The sequence below is a fragment of the Nocardia araoensis NBRC 100135 genome (genome assembly GCF_000308435.1).
In the GTDB taxonomy this organism is placed as follows: Bacteria; Actinomycetota; Actinomycetes; order Mycobacteriales; family Mycobacteriaceae; genus Nocardia; species Nocardia araoensis.
In genome coordinates this window covers 1-442 of sequence record NZ_BAFR01000193.1, presented here as the reverse complement: position 1 = coordinate 442, position 442 = coordinate 1, and the positions used below count along the sequence as shown (strand labels likewise).

The 442-nt window shown below is 64.0% G+C and carries 1 protein-coding gene; it reads right to left on the bottom strand.

Annotated features, from left to right (window positions below; translation table 11 throughout):
* The coding region (locus ON21_RS25320; RefSeq protein ID WP_245562726.1) for an AMP-binding protein at positions 1–425 on the bottom strand (425 nt) is incomplete at its 3' end.
* Positions 426–442 lie beyond the last annotated feature (17 nt).

Below are 442 nucleotides of genomic sequence, written 5' to 3'. Positions count from 1 at the left end.
GAAACATCCTCGGCGCCATCCACACGGTGAGACGACACGACGACCGCGGTCTCGGTCGGGCCGTACAGGTTGTGCAACTCGACGTCCAGAAGGGCTGTCGTTCGCTCTGCCAGTGCTCCGTCGAGTGCTTCACCGGCCGCGAAGACTGTCCGCAAGGACCTGCACGCCGTCCGGGGGTCGGTCACGGTGGTGAGGTGGCCGGTGAAGGCGGCCAGCATCGAGGGCACGAACGACACGGTGGTGATGTGTCGGGTGTCGATGACCTCGAGCAGGTAGGCGGGGTCCATGTGCCCGCTGGGGCGTGCGATGACCAGTCGTGCTCCGGTCTGCAACGGCCAGAACAGTTCCCACATCGACACATCGAAGGTGACCGGTGTCTTCTGCAGCACGGTATCGGCCGCGCTCAGTTTGTACTCGGTCTGCATCCACGACAGATGGTTCA